General features: G+C 59.8%; 18 protein-coding genes. 10 read left to right on the forward strand and 8 right to left on the reverse strand.

Going from position 1 to position 21,573, the window contains the following annotated elements; translation table 11 throughout:
* Nucleotides 1-185: 185 nt before the first annotated feature.
* Both F6R97_RS27965 and F6R97_RS27970 read left to right on the forward strand, forming a co-directional pair.
* Nucleotides 186-668, forward strand: a complete 483-nt coding sequence (locus tag F6R97_RS27965) for a cupin domain-containing protein (protein WP_038983782.1) — start codon at nucleotides 186-188, stop codon at nucleotides 666-668.
* 303 nt (nucleotides 669-971) lie between these two features.
* Nucleotides 972-1,268, forward strand: coding sequence for a hypothetical protein (locus F6R97_RS27970; protein ID WP_080772174.1), 297 nt, complete (start codon nucleotides 972-974; stop codon nucleotides 1,266-1,268).
* A 185-nt stretch (nucleotides 1,269-1,453) separates the two neighbouring features.
* Here the strand turns inward: F6R97_RS27970 and F6R97_RS27975 are convergent, their stop codons facing one another.
* Together F6R97_RS27975 and F6R97_RS27980 are read right to left on the reverse strand one after the other, a co-directional pair.
* Nucleotides 1,454-1,972, reverse strand: a complete 519-nt coding sequence (locus F6R97_RS27975) for a cysteine hydrolase family protein (protein ID WP_038983781.1) — start codon at nucleotides 1,970-1,972, stop codon at nucleotides 1,454-1,456.
* Nucleotides 1,973-2,206: 234 nt separating this feature from the next.
* Nucleotides 2,207-2,767 (reverse strand): YSC84-related protein, encoded by a 561-nt coding sequence (locus tag F6R97_RS27980; RefSeq protein ID WP_038983780.1) that lies wholly within the window; start codon nucleotides 2,765-2,767, stop codon nucleotides 2,207-2,209.
* Nucleotides 2,768-3,177: 410 nt separating this feature from the next.
* On the opposite strand from F6R97_RS27980, the gene F6R97_RS27985 reads away from it, so the two are divergent.
* The 3 genes from F6R97_RS27985 to F6R97_RS27995 all read left to right on the forward strand — a co-directional run bounded on the left by F6R97_RS27985 (nucleotide 3,178) and on the right by F6R97_RS27995 (nucleotide 9,367).
* Nucleotides 3,178-3,570, forward strand: a complete 393-nt coding sequence (locus tag F6R97_RS27985) for a GFA family protein (protein WP_038983779.1) — start codon at nucleotides 3,178-3,180, stop codon at nucleotides 3,568-3,570.
* Nucleotides 3,571-3,750: 180 nt separating this feature from the next.
* On the forward strand, nucleotides 3,751-4,908 hold the full coding sequence (locus F6R97_RS27990) for an HD-GYP domain-containing protein (protein ID WP_038983778.1): 1,158 nt from the start codon (nucleotides 3,751-3,753) through the stop codon (nucleotides 4,906-4,908).
* 58 nt (nucleotides 4,909-4,966) lie between these two features.
* The gene (locus F6R97_RS27995; RefSeq protein WP_315867450.1) at nucleotides 4,967-9,367 is read left to right on the forward strand and encodes a response regulator; all 4,401 of its coding nucleotides are present in this window, start codon (nucleotides 4,967-4,969) and stop codon (nucleotides 9,365-9,367) included.
* A gap of 150 nt (nucleotides 9,368-9,517) precedes the next feature.
* Here the strand turns inward: F6R97_RS27995 and F6R97_RS28000 are convergent, their stop codons facing one another.
* From F6R97_RS28000 to F6R97_RS28010, 3 genes are all read right to left on the reverse strand, one after another.
* Complete coding sequence (locus F6R97_RS28000; RefSeq protein WP_038983776.1) at nucleotides 9,518-10,444, reverse strand: sugar ABC transporter substrate-binding protein; 927 nt, start codon at nucleotides 10,442-10,444, stop codon at nucleotides 9,518-9,520.
* Nucleotides 10,445-10,544: 100 nt separating this feature from the next.
* Nucleotides 10,545-11,333 (reverse strand): TIM barrel protein, encoded by a 789-nt coding sequence (locus tag F6R97_RS28005; RefSeq protein WP_315867451.1) that lies wholly within the window; start codon nucleotides 11,331-11,333, stop codon nucleotides 10,545-10,547.
* Entirely contained in the window at nucleotides 11,330-12,352 is a 1,023-nt protein-coding gene (locus F6R97_RS28010; protein WP_315867452.1) for a Gfo/Idh/MocA family oxidoreductase, read from the reverse strand. Before F6R97_RS28010 ends, F6R97_RS28005 begins: the two co-directional genes overlap by 4 nt.
* A gap of 203 nt (nucleotides 12,353-12,555) precedes the next feature.
* On the opposite strand from F6R97_RS28010, the gene F6R97_RS28015 reads away from it, so the two are divergent.
* Nucleotides 12,556-14,574 (forward strand): sigma-54 interaction domain-containing protein, encoded by a 2,019-nt coding sequence (locus F6R97_RS28015; RefSeq protein WP_315867453.1) that lies wholly within the window; start codon nucleotides 12,556-12,558, stop codon nucleotides 14,572-14,574.
* Nucleotides 14,575-14,580: 6 nt separating this feature from the next.
* Here the strand turns inward: F6R97_RS28015 and F6R97_RS28020 are convergent, their stop codons facing one another.
* A complete protein-coding gene (locus F6R97_RS28020) occupies nucleotides 14,581-15,630 on the reverse strand; it encodes a LacI family DNA-binding transcriptional regulator (RefSeq protein ID WP_038983772.1) in 1,050 nt (349 codons plus the stop codon).
* 180 nt (nucleotides 15,631-15,810) lie between these two features.
* Between F6R97_RS28020 and F6R97_RS28025 the strand changes: the two genes are divergently transcribed.
* The 4 genes from F6R97_RS28025 to F6R97_RS28045 all read left to right on the forward strand — a co-directional run bounded on the left by F6R97_RS28025 (nucleotide 15,811) and on the right by F6R97_RS28045 (nucleotide 19,503).
* The gene (locus tag F6R97_RS28025) at nucleotides 15,811-16,923 is read left to right on the forward strand and encodes a fatty acid desaturase family protein (protein ID WP_315867454.1); all 1,113 of its coding nucleotides are present in this window, start codon (nucleotides 15,811-15,813) and stop codon (nucleotides 16,921-16,923) included.
* 149 nt (nucleotides 16,924-17,072) lie between these two features.
* Nucleotides 17,073-17,393: a MocE family 2Fe-2S type ferredoxin gene (locus tag F6R97_RS28035; RefSeq protein ID WP_038983770.1), complete on the forward strand. Its 321-nt coding sequence runs from the start codon at nucleotides 17,073-17,075 to the stop codon at nucleotides 17,391-17,393.
* An 18-nt stretch (nucleotides 17,394-17,411) separates the two neighbouring features.
* Nucleotides 17,412-18,653, forward strand: coding sequence for an NAD(P)/FAD-dependent oxidoreductase (locus F6R97_RS28040; protein WP_315867455.1), 1,242 nt, complete (start codon nucleotides 17,412-17,414; stop codon nucleotides 18,651-18,653).
* Between the two features lies 1 nt (nucleotide 18,654).
* Nucleotides 18,655-19,503, forward strand: a complete 849-nt coding sequence (locus F6R97_RS28045; protein WP_038983768.1) for a sugar phosphate isomerase/epimerase family protein — start codon at nucleotides 18,655-18,657, stop codon at nucleotides 19,501-19,503.
* A gap of 12 nt (nucleotides 19,504-19,515) precedes the next feature.
* On the opposite strand, the gene F6R97_RS28050 is transcribed toward F6R97_RS28045, so the two are convergent.
* Both F6R97_RS28050 and F6R97_RS28055 read right to left on the reverse strand, forming a co-directional pair.
* Nucleotides 19,516-19,977, reverse strand: coding sequence for a hypothetical protein (locus F6R97_RS28050; RefSeq protein WP_038983767.1), 462 nt, complete (start codon nucleotides 19,975-19,977; stop codon nucleotides 19,516-19,518).
* 240 nt (nucleotides 19,978-20,217) lie between these two features.
* Entirely contained in the window at nucleotides 20,218-21,480 is a 1,263-nt protein-coding gene (locus F6R97_RS28055) for a hypothetical protein (RefSeq protein WP_038983766.1), read from the reverse strand.
* Between the last annotated feature and the right edge of the window lie 93 nt (nucleotides 21,481-21,573).

Here is a 21,573-nt window from a genome sequence, read left to right on the forward strand (position 1 = left end):
AACCGGACAATTTTGGCAACTTGCGTACCTTGAGGAGGGCGCGCACGTAGATGACCGGATGCGTACGCCGACGTCCCTAACGGCAGCGGCTTTAACAACAGGCCACCTTGCTTATGGCCCCAGGGTAGCTTTAATAAATGGTGATCGCCCTTAGCAACATTTGTTCCGTTCGAAAGGAGCAGAAAATGTACAAATTAAGAGTCTTTGTGGCGTCAAGCGCGTTCACACTCGCTGCATTCATGACGTTACCTGTGTCGGGCGCTGAGCAACCGATGGCGGGCCACATATCAGTTCTACCCTCCGATCTCAAATGGTCTGATGCGCCATCGGTCGCGCCTGGCGCCCAAATCGTAGTCATTGAAGGCGACCTGAAAACTGCAGATCCGTTTACCTTTCGGCTCAAGCTACCTGCAAACTCTAAAATAGGTGTCCACACTCACCCGGTAGTGGAACGTGTCACCGTAATTTCCGGCACTTTTCACTTGGGAGTCGGCGACAAATTTGACCCCGCCAAAGCCAGGGCCTACACGCCGGGCGGCATCACGATCATGCCTGTTGGTATGCCGATGTATGTATTCACCCAAGAAGAAACTGTCGTGCAGATCCATGGGACCGGCCCGTGGGGTATCAATTTTCTCAATCCCGCGGATGACCCAAGGAAGAAGTGACCTATCTACCTGACATTCCCACCATCACGCAGGCGCATGGGTGAGTACATGCGCCAGCCCAGCGACCAATCTGATTTATTCCCTGACTGCACGCATTGAATGAAATCAATGCTGGTTCTCTTGAGTTCGGTTGCAACACGAAGCGGACGTTCCCGGGGGCCCGCTAATGGCCGAAAACTAACGGGCATCCGGCCAGCCCGAATCAGTCCGCTAAACGGAGCCAAGGGCAGGCGCAGCACCGTCTAATCTGAGTAGTACGCGAGCACAAACATGCCTCACGCCTCTTGCTACAGGGGAAACGGGATGACCGGAACAACAGCGTGCCAATGCTCGTCATGGGTCCTACTCTCCCTGCTAGCCATCAACCTGGTGCTGAGTGGATGTTCAGGCAAAGCTGCCACGGCTCGCTATTCGGCCTCAAACATAGGCTCAAACTGCTATGCAAAAGCGCTACCCACTGCTGGCGAGGGTGGCCTGGCTTGGGGCTCCACCTTGAACATGGCTCGCGCAAAATCCCTGGCTAACTGCATACGCTATGCCGGCCGATCCGGTGGCACGCCGGATACCTGCGAAGTGGTGTTGGCGGAGTGCAAAAATTAGAAAACGGGTTTTCCAGAGCCTTGGCGCTGCGGTCGAAAGTGGCGTTATCGAATGTGTATCAAGTTGCTAACCAGACACACTGTGATACACGTGACGCACGGTCGGGCCTGACACGCGGCTCACCCGGAAACGACGCCGACAGAAGGACAGATCGACCCAGTCTTGAGCCGATCTATCAATGCCGGTTAGAAGTGCCAGTTCTCAGCGTGAACGACACGACAGAATGGGCCCGCCAGGGTTGCATTGTGATGAGCGACGATATTTTCGGCTTTCAACGCAGGGGTGTCGGTGCAGGTATGACCATCGGCGATCAGCACTGCATCGAACCCAAGATCTCGTGCGGCGCGGCAGGTGCTGTCGACACAATACTGGGTCTTCATTCCAGCAATAACCACGCCTTGAGATCCACAAGCTTTTAGCCGATCGGCCAGGTCAGTCATGGCGAAAGCGTTGGGGCGGCTTTTTTCGAAGACCACTTCGTCGCCTTGTAGCAGGAGTTCCTGCACCAGTTGCGTGAACGGGCTTCCAGGTTCGATAGGCGAGCCCGGCGGACCTACGTGGCGAGCAAGAAAAACTGGCGCGCCTGCTTTCCGGGCTTTGCTCAGCAGGTTATTCAAAGTGTTTAACAGCGCTTCGCCAGCCCAGGGTTTATCCGGGCCATGAAACAATCCAACCTGCATATCGAGAATCAACAGTGCATACATCGTGCTTTTCCTTGCGTTTGGACCAGCGACACAAGGGCAAAAGAAAAGGCCCTATCCATCACTGGCGGGCCTTTTGAAGTTCGTGCGTTATTGGCTCACGACACCTCTCACGACCCGCCTCGGGCGGTCGTGGTAGTGGTGGTCGAGGCAATGCGTGGCTGATTCATAGAGCTGACAGTATCTGCCCGGTACCTGGTTGGCAAGAGGGCGCATCCATGCGCCAAACGACAAGTCTTAGCGCTTGATCAAGGAAATCTTGGTTCCTTCGATGCTGATCCCGGCCATTAACCCCTGCTGGTCGAAAATGAACGCGTAGGCATCGTCCTTCACTGTCGTGCTGGACAGATTCTTTGCCACTCCTTCATCAACCATTACAACGGTGGGGCCTACGCCGATTTCCCAACCCTTGGATTTACGTATGTAGTCCACGGCTTTGTCGGTCATCAGGAAAACCGCATAGCCATACGACTGGGCACCTGCCTGCAGCCCCCAGGACCCGGTTACGGAGTTGTAATAATTCTCTACTTTCTTGCCCTCCAACAACACGCCTTCGCCATAGCTGCCGCCAAACACAAGGCCCGCCTTGATGATTTTCGGGAAGACAAGAATCGCTTTGGCGTTGTGCGAAATGCTTTCAGCAAATGGCGTGGACTTGTAGAGCGTTTGCAACGCTTGCCGAGAGTCGACATCCAGATCCTCGGCGGTTGCCGCACCAGCAGTGTTCAAGAAGCTCGCCGATGCCAGTGAAGCTGTCGCAAGGACGATCGATAGGAAGAACCGCATTGACTGAGTCATTTTAGTACTCCGATACGGGAGCATTGGATGTGAGCAGCAGCCAGCACCTGCCCTCGGCAGAAATCCGAGCCTGCTGAAATTATCCCGCGCACCCTAAAGTGTGTGAACTCCTGGCTTCGCCCTTGAGTGAAGCAGGCCAGAGGCCTTTGATCATTGGCGACGTCATCACCTGCTTTGACCTCTGTGTATCAGCCGGGTTCGTCGTCAGAAACTGCGATGGCAGAGAACAGATACTGTTAGTTCTGTGGAATGTCGCAAGTAATGGGGAAGACCACTGTTTTACTGAGGAACTCGGTCAAACAACCAAAAGCCGCAGCAGGCAACCGTAAACAAAACGGGCGTCATCAACGAAATGCTCAAGCGTCGCGCAATGGCGCCTTCGTGCCGCTTGATTTTAGAGGAGGTGCAGCATGGACCGATTCACCGGTGGTTGCCTGTGCGGCAACGTTCGAATTGAGGCGTCGGGACTCCCATACCGGGTCGGCCTTTGTCATTGTCTTGACTGCCGCAAGCATCATGGGGCCCTTTTTCATGCCTCCGCGGTGTTCCCTCAGGATGCGGTGACGATCGATGGCGAAACACGCGACTACGCCGGGCGGTTTTTCTGTCCCCGCTGCGGCTCGTCCGTTTTCGCCCGCACCGGCGACGAAATCGAAGTGAACCTGGGATCCCTGGATGCCCCTGACCAACTGAAGCCAACCTACGAAAGCTGGATCATCCGCCGCGAATCCTGGTTGCCGCCGTTTCCGCTCACGCGACGATACGAGCGCGATCGTGACGCCACGGGTCGCTTTGAGGAGTAGGTCGCATGCACGGCGCTCGGTCTCACCAAACTGAACGGGCTGGTGGGGCGCTTCAAGTCGTAGAGGCAGCTGAGACCGGTGCGGCAGCCCCAGAGAAGTACAGCTAAGCTCTCCTGCAATGTGGTGACAGAGAAAACGTCACCCTAGGGATGCCAACATCTGGCAAGGGAGCCGCTCGCCATGAGTGCCGAACAGAGTCACTACCACCGGGCCACCATCCTGGTGGTCGACGACACGCCTGATAATTTGATGCTGATGACTGACCTGCTCAAGGATCGCTACCGGATCAAAGCCGCCAACAGTGGTGAGAAGGCCCTGCGAGTGCTGCAGGGCGACTCGCTACCAGACCTGATCCTGCTTGATGTCATGATGCCGGGGCTGTCCGGTCACGAGGTGGCGAGCCTGCTCAAGCATGATCCGCGCACCTGCGATATTCCAATCATCTTCCTCACCGCCCTGGCGGCGATCGAGGACGAGATCCATGGCCTGGAATTGGGCGCCGTCGACTACATCACCAAGCCGATCAGCCCGCCGTTGGTTCTGGCACGGGTGGATACTCAGCTCAAGATCAAAGCCGCGGCGGACTTCCTGCGCGATCAGAACGACTACCTGGAACAGGAGGTGGAGCGCCGTACCCGCGAGGTGATGGCCATCCAGGACGTAACCATCCAGGCCATGGCCTCACTGGCGGAAACGCGCGACAACGAGACTGGCAACCATATCCGGCGCACTCAGCATTACGTGAAGGTGCTGGCCGAACAGCTGCGTGACCATCCTCGTTTCAGGCACTTTCTCAACGACGAGACGATTCGCCTGTTGTTCAAGTCGGCACCGTTGCATGACATCGGCAAGATCGGCATTCCTGACCACATCCTCCTCAAGCCGGGACGCTTTACCGAGGAGGAGTTCGAGATCATGAAGACCCACACCACGCTAGGGCGTGATGCCATCCAGCATGCCGAGGATCAACTGGGCATTCGAGTGGACTTCCTCTGCCTGGCCAAGGAGATCGCCTACAGCCACCAGGAAAAATGGGACGGCAGCGGGTATCCGCAGGGGCTGGCCGCTGACGACATTCCCATCAGCGCCCGGCTGATGGCGGTGGCGGATGTCTACGACGCGCTGATCAGTCGACGGGTGTACAAGCAGGGCATGCCCCACGAGGAGGCCGTCGAGATCATCCGCCAGGGGCGAGGCTCGCACTTCGATCCGGACGTCTGCGATGCCTTCCTGGCCAATGTCGGACAGTTCCAGGCCATTGCCGAACGCTTCGCCGACAGCGATCAGGACATGGCCAGGCAATTGGCTGCCTTGGAGCGTATCGCCCAAGACCCTTGAGCAAAGTGCTGCAGGCGGTCTTCGCTAACTTCTTCATTGTGGTCACTGGGGATATGCCATGGTCAGATTGCGTACCCTGCTTGAGCGTCTTGCACTTCGCCACAAGCTGATCCTCGGCTTTGCCGCTTTACTGGTGCTGGTGCTGGTACTCGGCGTGCAGAGCTTGCGCACCCAGCAATCACTGAAGCAGGACATGCAGAATCTCTATCTCCAGGAGTTGGTTGGCATGGAGCACCTGCACGAGGCGCGGGTGCAGCTGCCACATCTGGTGCAGGCGCTGCAACGTGCCGTGGGTACGAACAGCGCCGACATCCGTATCGAATCACTGCAGCAACTGCGTGACACTCAGCACCGTCTGCAGCAGGCTCTCGCCCAAGCCAAACCAACCCTCAGGCTCCAGGAGAATCTGGAGCGCCTCGCCGAGTTCGACGTGCTTTTGCAACAACTGCAGAGCGATAGCGAGCGAGCCTTTCAACTGATCGACCAGGGCCGCCAGGGCCAGGCGTTGCTGCTGCTCAACAGCAGCGAGTTCCAGCGCCTCGATCAGCAGGCAGATGCTCTGTTGTACGCAGTCGCCCAGATCAAGGAGGGCTCGATTCGCGACACAGCCAAGGAGATTGCCGACTTTGCCGATCGCAGCACCACGCTCACATACATCCTGCTCCTCGGTGGATTGTCGCTGACGCTGCTGCTGTCCTGGCTGGTCAGCCAATCGATCCGCAACCCGCTCAACCGGGTGCGAGTCGCCGTGGACCAACTGGCCGCAGGAAGACTCGACCAACCGATTCCGCATACCGACCTGCACAACGAGACCGGTGACCTGGCGCGGGCGATTGCCAAACTGCAGATCGAGTCCCAGCAGTTGGAGCGCCAGCGCTGGATCAAGGCACAGACAGCCCAGTTGCAAGTCGATCTGCAGCAGGCGGAGACACCCACCGAACTGGCGCGGGTGTTTCTGCATCACATGGCGAACCAGCTCGGCATCTGCCAAGGGGTTCTTTATAGCGTACAGGAGGGCTCCACCAGACTGCTGCTGATGGGCAGCTATGCCACCGATTCCGAGCGACCACCGGAGGAGCAGGTCATGTTCGGCGATGGCCTGTTGGGGCAGTGCGCCGTCGATCGTCATGCGCGCCAGCTGCAGGAACTGCCGGAACGGTTCTGGCATCTGCGCTCGCAGCTCGGCGAGGTTGCGGCCACTTGTCTGCTGTTGCAGCCTATTCTGCGTGGCGAGCGGCTGCTGGGCGTGCTCGAGCTTGCCAGTTTGCAGCCGTTGGGGGAGCGCGAGTCGCTGCTGTTACAGGAAGCCACTCCTCGCTTGGCTGCGGCCATGGCCATCCTGGAGCGCAGTCAGGCGGTCCAGGCCCTACTAGCGGAAACCCGTCGTCAGGCCGATGAAATGGCGGGGCAGGCACAGTTGCTGGAGCGACAGGCGCAGGAGCTCGAAGCCCAGCAATGCGCACTGCGCTCTACCGAGACCTGGTACCGTGGGATCATCGAGGCGGCACCGGACGGCATGCTGGTGATAGACGCTGACGGGCACATCCTGCGGACCAACCGGCAGTTGGACCAGTTGTTCGGCTATACCGCCGGCGAACTGGTCGGCGAGGCCATCGAGCGTTTGGTTCCAGTGGCGAGTCGGGGGCGTCATGTAGAGCTGCGCAACGGCTTCATGGCCCATGGCAACACTCGACAGATGGGCGCCAATCTGGACGACCTGCAGGGTGTGCGCAAAGACGGCAGCATGTTCTCGGTAGAGATCGGCCTGTCGCGCCTGCCGAGTCTGGAGGGGCGCGGGATATGCGTGTGCGCTTCGGTGCGCGATGTCAGTGAACGTCGCCAGTTGCAGGCGGCGCTCAAGGTCAGCGAGGCGCAGCTGCGCGCGGTACTCGACAGCAGCCCGGTGGCCATGCTGATCAGGGATGTCGACGGCAGCCCGACCTACTGTAACCCGCAGTTCGAAAGCCTGTTCGGCACCCGTCTCGCTCAACTCGATGGGGTGGATTCGGGGCGTTTCTGGGTCGATCAGCAGGCACACCGATGCTTCGTCGCGGCGGCGGCGGAAGGCGAAGTGCTGAACTTCGAGGCGACCTTGCAGCGTACCGAGGGTGAGCGCTTCGAGGTGCTTGTTTCGGCGGTGACGCTGGAGCTGGGCGAACGGATCATCTGCGCCAACTGGTACTTCGATATCACCGATCGCAAAGCCGCCGAGGCCGAGGTGCAGCTCGCGCGGGAGATTGCCGAGGAGGCGACTCGGGCCAAGAGCGATTTCCTGGCCAACATGAGCCACGAGATCCGCACGCCGATGAACGCCATCATCGGAATGAGCCACCTGGCCTTACGGACCGCACTGGACCACCGGCAGCGCAACTACATCGAGAAGGTGCACCGCTCGGCGGAAAATCTGCTGGGGATCATCAACGACATCCTCGACTTCTCCAAGATCGAGGCCGGCAAGATGCACCTCGAATACATTCCTTTCCACCTGGAGGACGTACTCGACGGCTTCGTCAGCATGATTGGCCTGAAGGCCGAGGACAAAGGCCTGGAGCTGCTGTTCAGCACCCCAGCCAAGCTACCGACCGCGTTGATCGGCGATCCGCTGCGCCTGGGTCAGGTGCTGATCAACCTCGGCAACAATGCGGCGAAGTTCACCGAGCAGGGCGAGATAGTGGTCGGCGTGGAGCAACTGGGCGGTGGCGAGGAGCAGGCGCTGTTGCATTTCCAGGTGCGCGACAGCGGCATCGGCATGAGCGCCGAGCAGTGCAGGCGGCTCTTTCAACCCTTCAGTCAGGCCGACAGCTCCACCACTCGCAAGTATGGTGGCACTGGCTTGGGCCTGGCCATCTCCAAGCACCTGGTCGAGCTGATGGGCGGACGCATCTGGGTGGAGAGTGAACTCGGCCGCAGTTCCACCTTCCATTTCGAGGTGAGCCTCGGTGTGCAGCGTGACGCCCAGCCGCGGCGTATGTTTACCGCCGACGAGCTGTTGGGCATCCGTGTGCTGGTGGTCGACGACAACGCCAGCGCGCGCGAGATTCTCTCCAGCATGGCTCGCAGTTTTGGTGTGGAGGTGGACGTGGCGCAGAGTGGTCGCGCCGCGCTGGGCATGCTAGTGGAGGCCGAACGCAAGGCGCTGCCCTATGACCTGGTGCTGATGGACTGGCGCATGCCCGGCATGGACGGCGTGGAGACGGTGCGGCAGATGCACGCCGTCAATCTGGCGCAAACGCCGTCGGTGATCATGGTCACCGCTTTCGGTCGCGAGGAGGTGCGGGAGGAGGCCAGCCGGCACGGCGTCCAGCTGCCGGTGGTGCTGACCAAGCCGGTGACTCCGTCCACTCTGCTGGAGGCTATTGGCACGGTGCTCGGAAAGATCCCCCAGGCCGACACCCGGGCCAGCGAGCGATCTGGACAGAGCGTCAGCGCCATGACTAGCCTGGGCGGAGCGCGCCTGCTGCTCGTGGAAGATAATGAGCTGAACCGCGAGCTGGCCTGCGAGCTGCTGGAGAGCGCCGGCATCGAGCTGCGCATAGCCACCCACGGCGAAGAGGCGCTCGACCAGCTGGAGCGCGACGCAGATATCGACGGTGTGTTGATGGACTGCCAGATGCCGGTGATGGACGGCTATACCGCCACCCGCAGAATTCGCGAGCAGCCGCGTTGGGCTGAACTGCCGGTGATCGCCATGACTGCCGACGCCATGGCGGGGGATCGCGAGCGGGCCCTGGCCTGCGGCATGAACGACCACATCTCCAAACCGCTAAATGTCGAGGGTATGTTCGTCACCCTGGCCAAATGGATACATCCCAGACCCGGTCGTACCGTCCATGTGACCGAAGTCTCGCCGCTCGCCACGGTTGCCCCCGTGGGCCTGCCCTCTGACCTTCCCGGTATTGATCTGGCGGCTGGCCTGGCCACTTGCATGGGCAAGGTCGAGCTCTACCTGCGCTTACTGCGCAAGTTCCGCTCCAGCCAGAGTGCTTTCCGAGCCGAGTTCCTGGTCGCCCGTGGTGATGGAGATCCTTCGGCGGCGACACGCCTGGCCCATACCCTGCGCGGAACTGCGGGCAACATCGGTGCCAAGGTCGTCGCGAATGCTGCCACCGCCCTGGAGCAGGCTTGCCTGACCGGTGCGACGGAAGAGGTCTTGGCTGATCGCCTGGTGGCGGTCGAGCGCTGCCTGGATCCGGTGCTGGAAGGGCTGGCGGGGCTAGCCGAGTCGGAGTCAGCCACCGAGCCGGTGCCTGCGCCACATTCCGGCGCTGAGTTACAGACGCGGTTGGCCCAAGTCAGGGACCTGCTGGCCGAGAGTGACACCGAGGTGCTCACTGCCCTGCACGAATTGCAGGGGCTGGCGTCAGACCCTCGGGTGGCCGAGCAGCTGCGTCGGGTCGTCCAGCATGCAGAACGCTTCGATTTCGACCAGGCCCTGGAGCTACTGGAGAACCTGACCTGATCTAGTCAAAGGATAACGGTGAGCGCTCCATATTCATACTTGGCACAGCGGTGGGCTCACAGTCACCAAGGGCAGCCATCAACTGCTTGAACGTCTGTGTCGCGACATGACTCAATGAACAAGCTCGACTAACCACGCTGTTGTTTGACGCTATTTATAATGCTGCTCAAACACCGCTACCTGCTCCGGCGTGATCAGCTGAAAGGGCACCCAGACATCCGTCTCGACCGGCTCTCCTTTGATCATTTTGATGGCCGCTTGCAGCGCGCTGGTCGCTTGCGCTTTGGGGTCTTGAAACACGGAGGCTACGAGCATCCCGCGCTTGATGGCCGCCAAGCCGTCAGGCAGGCCATCGATGCCGACAATTGCAATCTCGCCCTTGGCTTTGCCGGCTTGCTGCAGGGCCATGGCGGCACCGATGGCCATCTCGTCGTTGTTGGCCACGATGGCATCGAAACCGGTGCCGGCCAGCAGCCAGTTGCTGGTCAGGTCCATCCCTTTGTTGCGCTGCCACTCGGCACTTTGTTGTTCGACGATCTTGATCCCGGGATAGTCCTTGAGCACCTGTTTGACGCCTTCGGTACGGTCATGCGTGGAGTTTTGCGCGAGGTCGCCCATGATGATCGCGATGTTGCCTTTGCCCGCCATCTTGTCAGCCAGGTAGCGCATTTGCAGTTGCCCGGCCTCAACGTCGTTGGACGCCACCGTCACCACGCCTTTGGGCAGGACGCGTTCGTCTGGATGGCGGTTGACGTAGACCAGCGGTATTTTTGCTTCGACGGCGGCGCGCGTCATGTTGGCGGTGGCGGCAGTGTCCACGGGCAGGACGATGACCGCATCCACCTTCTGGCCGAGAAAGCCCTGAATCTGATTGAGCTGGCGAACCACATCGCCCTGGGCATCCTCGAACTGGATCTGGACGTTCTCCTTCCTGGCGGCATCTTCCAGGCCGCTGCGCACATAGGTCATGAAGTTGTCGTCAACCCTGGCAATGCTGACGCCGATGCGATAGTCGGCAGCGGCCCATTGGCTGAAGAGGAATAACAGCGTGGCAAAAAAAAGTGTGCAGCGACGCATGATGGTTTTTCCTTTTTTGTTATGAGTTGAAATTCATCAAGATCAAACGTGAGAGGTTCTGGCGCTCTCTGAATCAAACCCGCCGAGAGCGCCAGCGTCCTCAATCCAGCGTGAAGGCTCGCCGAAAGCGTTCAAGGGCCGCCTCGCTGTCGCCGCTGGCCCAGCCCTCGAGCCCGACGACGCCGGTGTATCCCATGCGGAACAAGGCTTTGGCAATGGCCGGATAATGGATTTCACCGGTGCCGGGTTCCATGCGGCCGGGAACATCGGCGACCTGGATTTCCCCGATGGCGCTGCCGGCGCGCTGGATCAGTTCGATCAGGTTTCCTTCACCGATCTGGGCATGGTAAAGGTCCAGGTTCATCTTCAGATGAGGGCTGCCCACGGCCTCGATCAGCGCCAGGGTATCGTCGGCGCGAGCGAAGGGAGTGCCGGGGTGGTCCACCTCGGTATTGAGGTTTTCCAGCAAGAATACCCGGCCTGCGTCTTCGCCCAGGCGAGCGATTTTTTCCAGGGTCTTGCAGGCGCTCAACCACATGCGTCCGGTGGTGTGGGCCACGGGTTTGACCGGCAAGCCTTTGTCGCCCAAACCGGTGCCATGCAGGTTGAGGCTCGGGCAATTCAGTTGTGCGGCGACGGCCAGCGATTCTCGTGCGCTGTCGAGCAGGTGCTGGATGTCTTCGGGATCGGTCAGGTTGCCCGAGATGTAGCCGGTCATGGAGGTGAAGTCAGCGCCCGTGGCGACAAGGGCCGCAATGTCTTTCTTGGTCCAGTCCCAAATTTCAGCGCTGAAACCCAGCGCGTGAATGCGCTTGACGCGCTCTGTGAATGGCAGATCGAGGAAGACCATCTCGGCACTGATCGCCAGTTTGAACGGTGTGAAACTCATGAATGGGCTCCTTGCACGCGCACAGGTTTGCCCTGCTGGAAGGACTCGATACACGCGCGGGCAATGGCCAGTGCAGCACGGGCATCTTCGCCGCTGGCGAGTGGTTTTTCGCCGGTGCGCAGGCAGTCGACAAAGTGATTGAGTTCGGCCACATAGGCATCACGCAGCAGGTCGGTGTCCAGGCGCTGGGTGTCGGCCTGGATGCCATTGGCCAGATAGCGCACCAGGTCAGAATCATTGAGGCTGCCCATGGTCAGCATGCCAGCGCTGCCGAACACTTCCCCTCGAACATCGTAGCCATAAACGGCCTGGAAATTGGCCTCGGCCGTCGCGATGGCGCCGTTGTCGAAACGGATCGTGACCACGGCGGTGTCGAGGAAGCCCTTGGCCTTGTAGTCCGGTGCAATCAGGGCATCGGCCATGACAAAAACTTCGACCGCTTCGGCACCGGGATTGAGGTAGCGCAGGGTATCGAAATCATGGATCAGGGTTTCGAGGAAAATCACCCACTGCGGCGAGGCAACCGGGTTGTTCAGCGCCGGGTCGCGGGTCAGCGAGCGCAGCAGTTGCGGCGTACCGATACGGCCGGCGACCACGTCCAAATGGGCGGTTCGGAAGCTTTTGGCAAAGCGGCGGTTGAAGCCGACCTGTAGCGGCACGCGCGCATCGGCGGCTGCGGCGATGGCGCGGTCGGCCTCGTCGAGGGTGATGGCCATGGGTTTTTCACAAAACACGCCTTTGCCGGCGCGGGCTGCACTGATCACCAGTTCGGCATGGCTGCGGGCGGGGGCGGCGATCAAGACAGCGTCGATTTCCGGGTCATCGAGCAGTTGCTGTGGATCGGTATAGACCCGTTGTACACCCAACTCTGCGGCCAGGCGCGCGGCTTGACCGGGTGTAGGGTCGGCGATGGCGGCCAGGCAGGCGTCAGGAATGTGTCTGGCGGCAGTCAGGCCGTGAAAGCTGCCCATGCGGCCAGCACCGATGAGACCCAGGCGGATGATCTTGGACGTACTCATGAAATGACTCCCTTTTATTGTTGTTCAATGACTCGCAGCAGGAATGTTCTCGCTGGCGTTAATCAAAGGAGCAAGGGCTGTGCCAATATTTAAGTCATTGATATTTAATGGGTTAATTAATAATCATTGAAAAATGTGTTCATTCGCATGACATGTCTACACTGACATGTCTAAAACGTGAACATATAAGCGGATCGATGATGATGAGCCCACAGCTAACAGCCTTCAGCGCGCAAGACCTCGATTACATCACCGCGCTCGGGCCTGCATCGTTGAACGAAGGACCGATCGCCGAGCTCGACCAGGCATGGCTGTCTTGCCTGAAAGGGCGCATCGATCGACCTGTCGGGGTCCGGCAGGTTATTTGGGATTCCTGGCTGCGCAGCGTCAGTACCGGCCTCGATCCTGAGGATGGCGAATACCGGTTCGTCGCCCCGGCCGTTCTGGCCGCAACGCTGGCGGCCAATCGCGCCTTGATCGCCGCGGCGGCGGAGGTCATGAAGGGATTGCTGGCTTACAACCCCAGGGGCCATATCAATCTGACCGATGCCGCAGGCACGACCCTGTATTTCTGTGGCCTGGACCTCACGCCTGTGGGCAGTCGGCTGCTGGAGTCAGTGCAGGGCACCAACTGCACCGGGCTGGCGATTGCCGAAGATCGCTTGGTGTATGTGCTGGCCGAGGAAAACTTCGGGATCGGCCTGCGTCGGCGGCGCATGCATTGTGCTGCCGCGCCGATCAGGGATGCGCAGGGCAGGACGCTGGCCATGCTGACCTTGACCGCCGAGCCGGGGTGGTTTCATTTCCATACGCTGGGCACCGTCCAGGCAGCGGCCGAAGCGGTCTCGCGGCAGATGGCGCTGCAGATCCTGCTGGAAGAACAGCAAACCGTTCTCGAAGTGCTCAACGAGGGTCTTGTGGTGCTGGATGAGCGGGGCTGCATCAAGGCGCTCAACCGCTATGCCCGGCAATTGTTCCGCGTCGGCCGGGACCTGTTGGGCAGCCCGTTCCAGCGTCTGGGCCAGAGCGAACTGACCGATGAGATTCTGCTGCGCGGCGGGGAAGGGCAGCAGTTAGAAGGGATAAGAGATCTGGATTGCACGTTTGAGTTGCATGATCGCAGCCTCTTGGCGTGTCTGGTGTCGGTGTGCCCCCTGGAGCAGGGTGGGCGCATTGTTTCGTTGCGCGAGAACAGGCGCATCCGGGAAATTACCCGGCGGATTATCGGCACTCAAGCCAGCTACACCTTCGAGACCATTCAAGGCAGTTCGCGAGCCATACAGGACGCGTTGCACCTGGGGCGGATTGCCAGTCGCAGTGATTCGACCACGCTGATCCTGGGTGAAAGCGGTACCGGCAAGGAGCTGTTTGCCCAGGCAATCCATAACGCCAGCGACCGTTGCAGCGGTCCTTTTGTGGCGGTCAATTGCGGGGCCATTCCGCGAGATCTGGTGCAGAGCGAACTGTTTGGTCATGTCGAGGGCGCCTTCACCGGGTCGGCCCGTGGAGGCTCTGCCGGGAAGTTCGAATTGGCCGATGGCGGAACGATCTTCCTCGACGAAATCGGTGACATGTCTTTTGATGCCCAGGTCAGCCTGCTGCGCGTTCTGCAAGAAGGTGAGGTGACTCGCGTGGGCGCGAAAAAATCGCAGCAAGTGGATGTACGCATCATCGCTGCCACCCACCGCAACCTGAGCCAGGCGGTTGCCGATGGCGCCTTCCGTGAGGATCTTTACTACCGGCTCAACGTGCTGAACCTGACGGTTCCGCCGCTGCGGATGCGTCGGGAAGATGTTCCATTGCTGGCGCGACATTTTCTCAATCGTTGCACCCGGTCGCTGCGAAAATCGGTGCAGGGCATCTCGCCAGAGGCGCTGGATATTCTTTCGGCCTACAGCTGGCCGGGTAATGTTCGTGAGTTGGAAAACACCATCGAACGCGCGACCAATCTGGCGATGACCGAACTGATCCAGCCAGCTGATCTACCGCATGAAATCAAGCAAAGGCTACGTCAGTCGACGCCGGGAAGTGTGCCCGAACCCCGAGCTGCCCTGGACCTTGGCACCCATGAAATGAATGCGATCATCGCGGCCCTCAGGGATACCCGCGGCAACATCCGCCTGGCCGCGAGGCAGCTGAATGTTTCTCGTGGTGGGTTGTACAACAAGATGAATCGGTTCGGGCTGAGTGCCGATGCTTTTCGTTCGGAACCCAACCTCTGAGGGCGATCACGCTCGGGCGTTTTCTGAGGTGATGATCTGCAACGGAATATGGATTCGATGCCGTATCGGATCGAAGTCCGGCGTGGTCTGCAGCTCGACCAGCAAATCGACCAGCGCGGTTGCCAATAATCGTGGCTGGGAGTCGATCACCAAGCTGATCAATCCCTGATCCAGCGCTTGTCGCGACAGCTCGGTCGACTCCTGCAGAATGCAGCACAGCGACGGCTGCTTCGGCAGTTGCGACAGGGCATTGATGACCCCGTCGCCGCCACCGCCGACCACGCACAAACCGCGCAAGTCGTCATGCCGCGCCAGCAGGTCCAGCGTCGCCTCTTCGGTGATGTCGCAATTGTCCAGATTGATCACCGCTTCCAGCAGGCGCAACCCCGGAGCGCGCTCCGCCAGGTAGCTGCGCAGCCCCTCGACCCGCGCCTGATGGCCAAGAAAACGGTGACCACCGAGCAACACCCCGACACTGCCTTTACGGGCGCCACAGGTGTGAGCCATCAGCCAACCCATGGTACGTCCGACCTCGTGATTATCCTGGCCGACGTAAGGCTCATCCGCCGCCTCATGAATGTCCGACAGCATTGCGATCACCGGCACGCCGGCCTCTCTGATCTGCGCGATGGCGGCATTGATCAGCGGATGCGCGAAACTGACCACCGCCAGACCATCGCACTGCACCGCCAGTTGCTCGATCTGGGCAATGATCGAGCTGGGCGTGCGATCGAAAACGTACTCGAATTGAATGCTCAGGTTGGCGCCAGCCTGACGCTGCGCCGCCTCGGTGATGGCGGCGGCAACGTTGCCATAAAACGCCTGGGCGGTGCCGAGCAAGAGGATGCCGAAACGATAGGTGGGACGACGTTCGCGGATCCGCTGACCGATCAGCCTGGCGGCGAAATAACCGACCGCTTCGGCGGCCTGGAATACCTGCTCGGCGGTGTCCGGGTTGACCGGAGCCCTGGCGTTGAGCACCCGGTCAACCGTAGCGACACTCAAGCCAGCGTGCTCGGCGACCGTGGCGATGGTGGGGCGTTTGGTGTTGTTCATGGCAGGTCCTGCAAACGCTTTGATAGAAAACTATCAAGCTTCAATGGGCCTGGATGATAGCTTGATAGGGAATGTATTCAAGGGCTTGAGGGTGATTTCTGCGCTCTCTATATTTTCTCCAGCGATGTGATCCCGCGTCGAAAAGTGCCTGAAACAATCAAGCTTGCGGAGAACAATAAAATGCCTGAACAAAACGCAGCCTTTGAAAACACCGGTAAACCCGTGCCTCGGGATTATCGATTGACCGGTCCCGAAGCGGCCCGAGCGGCGCAAAAAGGCTTGGTATCGGCAAGCTGGTACCAATCCCCCATTTCTCGTAGACGCATGAAGGAACTGATGCAGCGCCGCGATGGCCCGGCCTTGCTTGATACCGCGATCTGGCTGTCGGCGATGGTCGTCACCGGCTTCGGCGGTTACTGGTTCTGGGGCTCCTGGGCCTGCGTTCCGTTCTTCTTCGTCTACGGGATGCTCTACGGCACGGCGTCCAATGCCCGTTGGCACGAAGCGGGTCACGGTACAGCGTTCAAAACCCGCTGGATGAATGATGCGGTCTATCAGCTGTCGAGCTTCATGTTCATGTTCGAACCCCAAGTATGGCGCTGGAGCCACGCACGGCACCACACCGACACCGTCATCGTCGGCCGCGATCCGGAGATCGTCGAACCGCGTCCGCCAAGCCTGATAAATATGGTGCTGAGCCTGTTCAGAATGCCTTACGCGTTGAAGACGATGGGGTCAGTCTGCAAGCATGCGGTAGGGCGGATGGGTGAAGAAGAACAGACGTTCATCCCTGAGTCCGAGTGGCCTAAGGTTGTGAGGGACGCACGCGTCTGGCTAACGATTTATGCGCTTACCGTGGGCACTGCGCTTTATCTGCAGAGCTGGTTGCCGCTGATGTTTATTGGTCTGCCGACGCTCTATGGCGGTTGGCTGTCCTACCTGTTCGGCCTGTCGCAGCATGTTGGCCTGGCTGAGGATGTACTCGATCACCGCAGCAACTGCCGCACGATTTATATGGGCCCGGTGCTGCGCTTCATGTACCTCAACATGAACTATCACCTTGAGCACCACATGTATCCAATGGTGCCTTTTCACGCGCTGGCGCAGCTTCACGAGGAAATTCGCAACGACTGCCCGCCGCCTTACACCAGTCTGTTCGAGGCCTTCAAGGAGATCCTCCCGACCATCTGGAAGCAGCGCAAAGACCCGACTTATTTCGTCTCTCGTCCTTTGCCACAACGCGCAGCGCCGGCCGCCAACGTCCAGGCAGAACCTGAAGTAACGCCGGCCTGACATCCAATAGGCACAACCCCTGTGGGAGCGGGCTTGCTCGCGAAGACGGCGTCACAGTCAACATCGATGTCGCCTGATACACCGCTTTCGCGAGCAAGCCCGCTCCCACATGACACCTTCCTGCCTGTACCACTACAAGAGAAAACGCCATGACCGATCAATGGATCGATGTATGTGCCGTGGACGATATCGACGATGAAGATGTCATTCGTTTCGACCATGGCCAGCACACCTATGCCGTCTACCGCTCCGCCGACAGCGAGTTTTTCGCCACCGCGGGCCTGTGCACCCATGAGTCCATCCACTTGGCCGATGGCCTGGTGATGGAGCATGTCATCGAGTGCCCCAAACACAACGGGCGTTTCGATTACCGCTCCGGCAAAGCCCTTGGCGCCCCGGTGTGCGTCAACCTCAAGACCTATGAAGTCCGGGTCGAGGCGGGGCGTGTGCTGCTCGCCATCACGGTTTAACTGCGCGGAGTCTTTGCCATGAATCCTGCCAATGCTCCACTGGTTATCGTCGGCGCCGGGCATGCGGGTGGCCGCGCAGCCCTGACCTTGCGCGGCGAAGGTTATAGCGGTCGCCTGATTCTGATAGGCGACGAGTCCCACCCGCCCTATGAACGTCCGCCGCTGTCCAAGGGGCTGTTGCAGGGCACGGTCGATCTGGCGGGTTACAGCCTGTGCGACACCGCTCAGCTAGCCGATCTGGACATCGAACACCTGGCCGGCAACCCGGTGAAATGCCTGGATCCGCAGCAGCATCGTCTGGAGTTGGCCGACGGCAGCTGGCTACATTACGCCCGGCTGTTATTGGCGACGGGAGGGCGGTCGCGCAGACTCGCCTCGGTGCCCGAGCATTTGCTCAATGTGCTTTATTTGCGTACTCATGACGAAGCCCTGGCACTGCGCGCGTCGTTGCAGCCTGAGGCCCGGGTGGTGATCATCGGCGGCGGCTTTATCGGGCTCGAAGTCGCCGCCACCGCCCGTGCCTTGGGTTGTACCGTGACTTTGCTCGAGGCTGGTCCGCGCTTGGCGGGTCGGGTGTTGCCGGAGCAACTGTCCAGTGTCCTGCTGGAACTGCATCGAAGTCAGGGCGTGGATGTCCGGCTGAATGTGGCCATTGAGGCGGTGCAGGGCGCTACTCATGTTGAGTCCGTGCAACTGGTCAACGGCGAGTTGTTGCCCTGCGACTTGGTGGTGGTGGGCATCGGCATGCAACCCAACACTGAACTGGCCGCGGCCGCAGGACTCGAGGTCGGCCAGGGCATCCGCGTCGATGCCCAACTGCGCACCAGTGCGCCAGACATCTTTGCCGCGGGCGATGTCTGTGAGTTTCGGCTGCACCCGCAAGGCGTTTTCCAGCGTCAGGAAACCTGGCGCAACGCCGAGACTCAGGGCCGTCACGCCGCTCTGAATCTGTTGGGCGGCGAGCTGCCCTTCGAGGTCATTCCCGGTTTTTGGTCCGATCAATACGACTGGGGATTGCAGACCGTGGGCGTGATCGCAAACACACAACCCACCGCGAGCCGGCCAACCCCCGGTGGCGGTTTCCTGCTGTTCTACCTTGATTCCGAGCAACGTTTGCAAGGCGCTTGCGGCTGGGGGCAGGGGAATAGCATCGCCAAGGACATCAAGCTTTGCGAACGGCTGATCGCTCACCATAACCCTCTCTCGGTTGACGCTCTGGCCGACGCCGATGTACCGCTCAAACAACTGCTGAGGAACTGACATGCGTGAATTCCTGGTCTTTCAGTCCCAGTGGGCCATGCAAGATCACCGCGGCCAATGCGACCTTCCCCTGGAAGCGCAAGTGGAGAAAATCGCCGCCGCCGGCTTCGACGGGATCACCGACCATTTCTGGGTCGCGCCACATGCCGCTCGCCTGCATGCCGCCGCCAAGGCGCAGGGCCTGCGAATCGAAGGGCAGGTGTTTCCCCGCACCGTGGATGATCTGGCGGCAGCGATCGATGTCGCGTCCCGCTACGGCTGCCACCACCTCACGCTGCAAGCAGACGTGCGGCCGCGCACGCTGAAGCAAGCTATCGAACTGATCGAAGGCTGGCAGCGTCTGGCCGAGCAGGTGGACTTTCCTGTTCTGCTGGAAACCCACCGTTATCGCCTCACCAATGACCTGTTGTTCACCCTCGACATTCTCGCTGAAATGCCCGATCTCAAACTGTTGGCCGACTTGTCCCACTATGTCGTGGGTCGCGAACTGCCAGAGTTGGCCACTGCCGAGGACGACGAACAGATCCACACCATCCTGCGCCACAGTTGGGGTTTTCATGGTCGTGTCGCTAACGGCGAACAGGTCCAGGTGCCCCTGAGCTTTGCCCAGCATCGACCCTGGCTAGAACGTTTCCTGGGCTGGTGGCGCTATGGGATCGAGGATTGGCTGGCCCGGCCGAACACACCTGACAGCTTGTCATTCACTTGTGAACTCGGCCCACCGCCTTATGCCATTACGGGTGCCGACGGACGCGATATCACCGATCGTTGGGCCGAGGCGCTGATGCTTAAGGATGTGATGCGTGAGGTTTGGGATGACTGCCGGGCACGGTCAAATGATGGGGGCTGATTTAACGTTGTGTTAGTACGCCCGGGTGCTCACTACCTTACCGGTGGCTGCATCCTCCAGCCATACTTCCAGCCGATTGAGGCCCACGTACCTTGAGCGTGCCATTATTTTCTGGCCGGGTTTGCCGTCGAACTTCAGGTCCACGAACAGGAAGTGACGGGGTAGACGGTATTCCAGTTGGATGGTGTAGGTGCCCGGCTTCAGCACCGCTCGCTGCGGGGAGTCGTTCTTGTAGTAGTACGTGGAGAACGGGATGTTGCCGACTTTTTTGTCGTTGATCTTTATGATGTTCAAGTCCGGCTGGAGATCGGCATAGTGACGCTGGACCCTGCCCGCATAAGTATCGGTTTCGACCACGGTATAACGCGACTCGTCACCCACCGTGACGGGGTCGATGTTGGAGTACGCGGGCATTTCCGCACAACCGTGCAGGCACAACAGTGCGATGACAAACGGCAGGAAGATCTTTCTCATTAATAGAACCTATTATCATCCAAAAAAGTTAACGGCATTTGTCGTGTTCGGGTTTGGCAGACCGTTCAGACGTGATTGCCCACCCGGCTAAACCCGGGACGACGCGCATCTGCAAAATAGCCGCACAGCGCTGCCATACATTTGATTCGGAAGCGCTCGATACCGCACTCTTGGTGCTGGCGGCCACCCATGTAGTCGCTGCATCTAGAAGCGTGTCTTGGCCTCAGTCTCGATGACTGCTTAACGCACAACATCCACTGCAGTGAACGTGTACACGCTATTCGATTTGTCCCACGTCGACTCCAGCGTCAGGGAAACCCCCAAGTCCTCGATAAAGGCATTGGAGGTTTTACTGGTGCCCTGTTCGCACTCAAGCGCGATGGCATCACCGGTCAGCGAGGCGAATACTTGCCGGGCAGGGAAGCGCTGACCCACGGTGCAAGTCGTCGACAGCTTCATGGGTTTGTCGGTTGGCCGGGCAGGTACTTCTTCCATGACCAGGCGAGCGCTCAACGTCTGGCCGGGGCCCCAGCTCGTCGGGGCCTTAACCTCAAGTTCGCGGGTGAGCAACACGCGTCCATCGCCTACGCCGTTCATTTTCGACTTCAACTGAATCAGGCCCGCCTGGGTGAGACGCTCGACGTGGAAGGCTTTGCTGTAGATCTCATTCTTCTTCAGCAAACCGCCGTCTGCGGTGTACTCAACCGTTACCGGACGATCCTTGATGGCATTGCCGGTCCTGGTGGCGTAGGTGTAGCTCAACGTTTTGAATTTCGGTTTGAGCAGAGGCGAGTCGAGGCGCTTGAGCACGTCTTGCGGTACGGCGATATCAGCAAAGCTCGTCTCTGGTTGTGGCTGAGGATAATCAGCCGGCGCGATGTCCGGGCGCAGTTGGGCGAGCATCGCACCGTCAACGGCGCCTTGCACGGAACAACTGACCCGCGACTGAGTGCCCTGTTTGCCTTCCGCCTCGACGATCAAGATGCGTTCCGCACGTTTGCTACCCGGCGCCGTGCCTGGCTGCGGCCGGATGACTCGCCATTGGTCACCGATCTTGAGTTCACTGCGCACATAGGACGAGCCTACATTCTGCAGTTGCCCGGGTTGCTCCATCAGCGGCGCGAGGCGCTTAGCCACTTCGTCTATGCCGCCTTCAACAATGAAGCCCCAGAAATAGTAGTGACCCAGTTGGCCGAGGTCGCTGCTCTCGTCGACATAGGACAACAGTTTCATACCGGCAACGATCGGCGTACCGCGCAGAGGCACCGAATTTTCCGGGCTGTTGCCGCGGTTTTTGACGGTTATCCACGCCGCATCTTTTTCCTGCTTAAGCGGCGCAAACGCCCCCCAGGCATCGCGGTGGGTGTTCAGGCTGGCGAAGAAACTGGCATCGCAGCGGGTAAAAGCCTTGAGCGTTTCGGTCAACGCGGCATCGCTGGCTTGGGCGACGGTGGGCAGGAGCAGAGCGCAAGCGAGGATCAGAGCAGGGGACGGCAACTTCATCGAACGTGATGTCCTTATCAGTGGGCTGTGCAGAGTGGCGGCATATGGCCATTATCCAGAAATTGGTGGAATTTTCCACTACGCTTTGGGTGT

The organism is Pseudomonas sp. JV414, assembly GCF_032424305.1.
Lineage (GTDB): Bacteria > Pseudomonadota > Gammaproteobacteria > Pseudomonadales > Pseudomonadaceae > Aquipseudomonas > Aquipseudomonas lini.